The sequence below is a fragment of the Acidithiobacillus concretivorus genome (assembly GCF_018853445.1).
Classification (GTDB): domain Bacteria; phylum Pseudomonadota; class Gammaproteobacteria; order Acidithiobacillales; family Acidithiobacillaceae; genus Acidithiobacillus; species Acidithiobacillus concretivorus.
In genome coordinates, this window is the sequence record NZ_JABELD010000122.1 from 1 (window position 1) to 5,334 (window position 5,334).

Here is a 5,334-nt window from a genome sequence, read left to right on the forward strand (position 1 = left end):
AGCGAGGAGCAAGTGGAACCGCAAGCGGCTGGGCTATGCAAAAGCGCACTGGATAGAGGCCGCCTGTGCTGGAGAAAGTGGTACCGAGGTCAGGCTGGGTTCAGCCCACAAGCCCCTGCAGATGGGTGCTATGGGCCACGGCGAGCGGCAACGGGCGCGACTGAACCGATACGGGTTTCCGGTCGGGCACAAGGCCGGTGCTAAATCCTTTCTGGGATACCAAACCGGCGATCTGGTGCGGGCGGTGATTCAGAAAGGGAAATACGCTGGTACGCATGTCGGACGCATCGCCATTCGTTTTCGTCCGTCGTTTGCGCTGAAGGCCAAGGGGCATGACAAACCCATCAATGTGCATCCCAATTATCTCAAAATTCTACAGAGGAATGACGGTTATGCGTACAGTTAAATACGGAGGGGCGCTTCCGCTCCAGCTAAACGCATTGCGTTTTAGCTGGAGTACCCGCGCTGGGTTCTGATGGATGTGGCACGTCAGACTATCGCGGAACATGAAACACTGGTGTTGTCTGATCGTGATCGGGAAACATTCTTCGAGGCGCTTATTAACCCGCCTGAACCCAGCGAGCGATTGAAGCAGGCAATGTTGAAGATACGGGACTTTAAGGGGGGCAATATGTCCACTGCACTAAACATTGACCATCATTCACCATACGACCAGGATTTTTACGCCTGGACACAGCAGCAAGCCCAGACATTACGGACTTTTCGCCCTCTGTGGATGGATTGGGAAAACACGGCTGAGGAATTGGAGTCCATGGGTAAGCGTGATCGCCGAGAAGTCGAAAGTCGTGTGGGTGTTATTCTGCTTCATTTGTTAAAATGGGCGTACCAGCCTGGGAAACGCACTGCGAGTTGGCAATCTACAATCCTCGTACAACGCAAGGATTTAGCCAAGGTTCTGGAGCAATCTCCGAGTTTGAAATCGGTGGCGCATGGTGCGGTAACAAGCGAATGGAGCGATGCCAGACGGTTGGCGGTAATCGAAACTGGTCTGCCTGAATCCGCTTTCCCTGTCACTCCGGTCTGGGATCCGGCACAAGTGTTAGCTGACTGGTGGCCAGAATAATGTTCAAGAAGAACAAAGACATTCCGGCAAAAAATCCGTGGGCCTTCCGCAAGTTGCCCGAAACCACAAGCTCCATTCGCAACAGCGCCGGGCCGAGATCTGTATATATGATTGTTTGGGGGATTATTTTCCTGTTATCGGGATTGGGTATGACTGGTTGGGGTGGATACAATACATACACAAACATCCATATTTGGCATACCGAAAGATCGGCATTAAAGCAGATAGCTTCTTATACGCCCCAAAAAATAGCAGCCCTGCGAGCGCAAGAGGTCCAGGGAAACAGTATCGAGAACGGTCTTGTTGGGATGCTCTTGTCCTCTCCATTTTTCCTGAAACTTGCTATTGCGAAAATAGAAAACGCAGAAACGCAGGCACAGAACAATCTCATCCTGGATTTTCCCGTCACCATTCTTGGGGTTTTCTTCATTTTCTGGGGCAACGGAATGCTTAGAAAAGCCTAACGGCATTCCCCCACAAACTCATGTTGCAATACCCTGGATCATTACTTTATACCGTGATACTATAACTTATACTTTCTTGGTATAAAACAGGTATAATTTCTTGAAACACTTTCCAAGACCCAGACTCGCCATGGAAATGATCGAATCCTGTATGGGTAAAACCTTGTTTGGGGATACCCACAATGGTTTGTTTCTGGCGGCTCCGCGCAGAACAGGAAAGACCACTTTCTTGCGTATGGATCTTAAACCCGCACTGGAACAGCAAGGGGTGCATGTCATCTATGTGGATCTCTGGTCCGATCTTGACGGCGATCCCGGTCTTATTATCGCTGATGCCATTGGCAAAGCCTTGGCTAATACAAACACAGCCTTTAACAAGATCGCCAGGAACACCAGATTGGACAAAGTGACCATTCCGGGCGTTTCATTGGGGTTTAACCGTCCCGATCAGCCAGACACCATTACCTTGACGGATGCCCTACGCGCAATGATAGAGGCCGCCAAAAGCCCGGTTGCTTTAATAATAGACGAGGCGCAACACGCACTGACCAGCGAGCGCGGACGTAATACTATGGTTGCCTTGAAATCAGCACGAGATCAGATCAACGCTCCCGGCCTTGTTCAGCTCATGCTGATAATGTCCGGATCCGACCGGGATAAATTACTGCACCTGGTACATGGCAATTCATCCCCGTTTTTTGGGTCGCAGGTAGGGCACATGCCTGAGCTGGACCAGAACTTCATCGCGTTCATCGCGCAAGAAATTGAAGCTGTGCGCCCCGATCTGATTCCGGTCGATGTGAACACCCTTTTCCGGGCGTTTCAGCTATTTGGAAACCGCCCCCAACTCATTATGACTGCAGTTACTGATGCCATCAGCCCTTTAGCCAGCACATCGGAACGCTTTGAATGCAAGGTAATGGATGAAGCCCTACTACGGCAAAAGCGCGATGAAGATGAAATGAAAAACGGATTTTTGGCACTGACACCACTGGGTCAGGCTATCATTTGGCGAATGCTGGAAATGGGAGAGAATTTCCGTCCGTATGACGCCGCCGCTTTGGATTTTTACGCTGAAAAAACGGCAAAAAAGCCCTCGATTGCGAACGTCCAAAAAACGATACAGACTTTAAGGGACCAAAATCATCCAATGATCTGGAAGTCTGCCATGGGAGAGTATTCAGTAAGCGATGCCGCCATGCACAGGTGGTATCTTAAAAAAGCAGAAAATGGGGGATGGCCACCTACAAGGCAAGGGGAAAATAATGCGTGACTACGGATTGGATATTTTGGATGACCAAAGTGCGCGACAAGCCCCGCATGCCGGATGGTTTCTGTCTTATGATCCGCAAATGGACGTGGAACCATTAAGCGACCTGCCGCTGGATGATGGCGACAAAGAGTGGACTTGGTAATATACATACAAACTTGATTAAAGAAGGAAAACTCAATGCGCCACACAAAAACACTTCGCCTCGCTGGATTCATCGCTGCCGTTGCATTCCTTTCAGGATGCGCGACAACGGTGCCCATGCCCAAGGTTTCCTACAACGGCCCTGCCGTTCAGAACTCGCCTCTAGCGGATAAAACCGTGGCTTTGGTTACTACAACAACCGGCGACAAATTTAACGATCCGGAATGTTCTGATCTCACGATAGTCAGAAAAGCCTGTCGTCACACAACGCTTGATTCAAAAACATCCATTCAGGATTACAACAAGCTAATGGCAGAAGCATTGACAGAAGAAGGTGCGAAAGTCGTCGCGGATCCACCCGCTGATATTGTCATTCATACCCACATGATTCCAATGGTGAAGCATCACTATATGTTTCTTCTGAATTATGATGAGGGTCATACGATGGCAATGCAACTGATCCCTTTTTACGGTAATTTTTCGCCACGCTACTTCCATGTTATCGGTCACATGGATGACGTGGTTACGGTCACAAATCCAAAGGGCGATAAAGTTCTCTCCAAATCGTATCCAATCTCAGTCAGGAAACAGATAACCGGTAGCGATCATGCGTCGTTCACCTATAACGGATCCGCATCGAAAGCAGACAACGTGTACCTGTCGAGCCAGAGCGCAGTCATTGCTAAAATACTCGTGGATACCAACCAGAAATTGCAGGCCCAAGGGTCAACTACCCCGCCCTGAAGTGAAGGACGGAGCTTGCCAGGCAGTACGCAGGCTCGGTTGACCAGGGAAAGCGGTAGCCAACCCGCTACGTTGGTAACAGGTCGTTAAGACGCACCGGCGAATGCTTCCTCAGTTCGCCGCTCTGCAAGGCCGGAATCATGCTGGGCAAAGGTAAAAGCCCGAAGGTTCCAGTCGCCTCGCAAGAGGGAGCCGGTTACAGACATTTCCGAGGGGATATTGGCGCAAGCCAGAGTCACAAGCGTCCGTAAGGACTTTTTAACGGAGTAGTAAATGGCCGTATTTGTTTTGGACAAGAGAAAGAAACCGCTGATGCCGTGCTCGGAGAAACGCGCACGGTTGCTGCTGGAGCGTGGACGGGCGCGGGTGCATCGCATGGTTCCGTTCACCATCCGGTTGGTGGATCGTTTGCAGGAGCATTCGGTCCTGCAACCCCTGCGTCTGAAAGTGGCTCCCGGCAGCAAGACCACCGGGATCTCTCTGGTACGCGAAAAGGAAAGTGTGGATGCCGATACGGGTGAAGTCATCCGTAAGCTGGTCGTGGTCATGCTGCTGGAATTGCAGCATCGGGGTCATGCGATCCGGGATGCGCTCACCAGCCGCAGGAGCCATCGGCGTTTTCGTCGGAATCAACTGCGTTACCGTCCCGCCCGCTTCGACAATCGCACGAAGCCTGCGGGCTGGCTGGCTCCAAGCCTGCAACATCGGGTGGATACCACGATGGCCTGCGTATCCCGCCTACAGCGTTGGGCCCCTGTCGTGGCTCTGTCCACCCTGCTGCATCGCTTCGATACCCAGGCTTTGCAGAACCCGGAGATCAGTGGTGCGGAGTACCAGCACGGCACCCTGTTCGGCTATGAGGTGCGCGAGTATCTACTGGAGAAATGGGGCCGCAAGTGCGTCTATTGCGATGCAGAGCATACCCCGCTGACCATCGACCATATCCACCCCAAGAGCAAAGGTGGCAGTGATCGGGTGTCGAATCTGACGCTGGCCTGCGTGCCCTGCAACCAGCACAAGAATAATCAGGATGTACGGGAGTATCTGGCCCGCGATCCGAAACGTCTGGCGCGTATCGAAGCACAACGCAAGGCCCCATTGAGGGATGCTGCTGCCGTGAACGCAACACGTTGGGCGCTGTTCCGCCGCCTCAAGGATACCGGCCTCGATGTGGAAGTCGGCACAGGCGGCAGAACGAAGTGGAATCGCAAGCGGATCCATGTTCCCAAGGCGCACTGCCTGGATGCGGCCTGCGTAGGGCATGTGGACGGCATGGAAAACTGGCAACAGCCCGTGCTTTCCATCAAAGCCACCGGACGCGGTAGCTATCAGCGCACACGTCTCACAAAACACGGCTTTCCGCGTGGATACCTTATGCGGAGCAAGAGTGTGTTCGGCTTTCAGACCGGAGATAGGGTCAAGGCCGTGGTCACGACCGGCAAAAAAGCGGGAACATATCTGGGTCGCGTGGCGATTCGCGCCAGTGGCAGTTTTAACATCCAGACGGTTCCTCGTCATTTCAAGTGGGTAGCCTGAGATCCAGCTTGCCCAGGATCAGGTAGGCCATGTTGATAAAGTTCTTGTGCGTGCGGTAACCCCGAGCCTTGGCCTTGGCGGATTGAATGAGG

Annotated in this window: 6 protein-coding genes and 2 pseudogenes; all 8 read left to right on the top strand. The window is 52.4% G+C overall.

The window, feature by feature from the left end; genetic code table 11:
• Positions 1-406: pseudogene (locus HJG40_RS13200) on the top strand (RNA-guided endonuclease IscB); the annotation flags it as partial.
• Positions 407-475: 69 nt separating this feature from the next.
• A pseudogene (locus HJG40_RS15475) lies at positions 476-592 on the top strand (type II toxin-antitoxin system TacA family antitoxin); the annotation flags it as partial.
• A gap of 39 nt (positions 593-631) precedes the next feature.
• Positions 632-1,084, top strand: coding sequence for a DUF29 domain-containing protein (locus HJG40_RS13205; RefSeq protein ID WP_226857456.1), 453 nt, complete (start codon positions 632-634; stop codon positions 1,082-1,084).
• Positions 1,084-1,548, top strand: a complete 465-nt coding sequence (locus tag HJG40_RS13210; protein WP_215864626.1) for a hypothetical protein — start codon at positions 1,084-1,086, stop codon at positions 1,546-1,548. The genes HJG40_RS13205 and HJG40_RS13210 overlap by 1 nt, the downstream gene beginning before the upstream one ends.
• Positions 1,549-1,678: 130 nt before the next feature.
• On the top strand, positions 1,679-2,821 hold the full coding sequence (locus HJG40_RS13215) for an AAA family ATPase (protein WP_215864627.1): 1,143 nt from the start codon (positions 1,679-1,681) through the stop codon (positions 2,819-2,821).
• Positions 2,814-2,963: a hypothetical protein gene (locus tag HJG40_RS13220; protein WP_215864628.1), complete on the top strand. Its 150-nt coding sequence runs from the start codon at positions 2,814-2,816 to the stop codon at positions 2,961-2,963. Before HJG40_RS13215 ends, HJG40_RS13220 begins: the two co-directional genes overlap by 8 nt.
• A gap of 35 nt (positions 2,964-2,998) precedes the next feature.
• Positions 2,999-3,706 carry a hypothetical protein gene (locus HJG40_RS13225; RefSeq protein WP_215864629.1) on the top strand — a complete coding sequence of 236 codons (708 nt, stop codon included), beginning with the start codon at positions 2,999-3,001 and terminating at the stop codon, positions 3,704-3,706.
• Positions 3,707-3,979: 273 nt separating this feature from the next.
• A complete protein-coding gene (iscB, locus tag HJG40_RS13230; protein WP_215864630.1) occupies positions 3,980-5,242 on the top strand; it encodes an RNA-guided endonuclease IscB in 1,263 nt (420 codons plus the stop codon).
• Positions 5,243-5,334 lie beyond the last annotated feature (92 nt).

Bases quoted from the DNA above. Each gene is read 5' to 3' on its own strand.
- HJG40_RS13210 (WP_215864626.1), top strand. From the start codon at position 1,084: ATGTTCAAGAAGAACAAAGACATTCCGGCAAAAAATCCGTGGGCCTTC.
- HJG40_RS13215 (WP_215864627.1), top strand. From the start codon at position 1,679: ATGGAAATGATCGAATCCTGTATGGGTAAAACCTTGTTTGGGGATACC.
- iscB (WP_215864630.1), top strand. From the start codon at position 3,980: ATGGCCGTATTTGTTTTGGACAAGAGAAAGAAACCGCTGATGCCGTGC.
- HJG40_RS13220 (WP_215864628.1), top strand. From the start codon at position 2,814: ATGCGTGACTACGGATTGGATATTTTGGATGACCAAAGTGCGCGACAA.
- HJG40_RS13205 (WP_226857456.1), top strand. From the start codon at position 632: ATGTCCACTGCACTAAACATTGACCATCATTCACCATACGACCAGGAT.
- HJG40_RS13225 (WP_215864629.1), top strand. From the start codon at position 2,999: ATGCGCCACACAAAAACACTTCGCCTCGCTGGATTCATCGCTGCCGTT.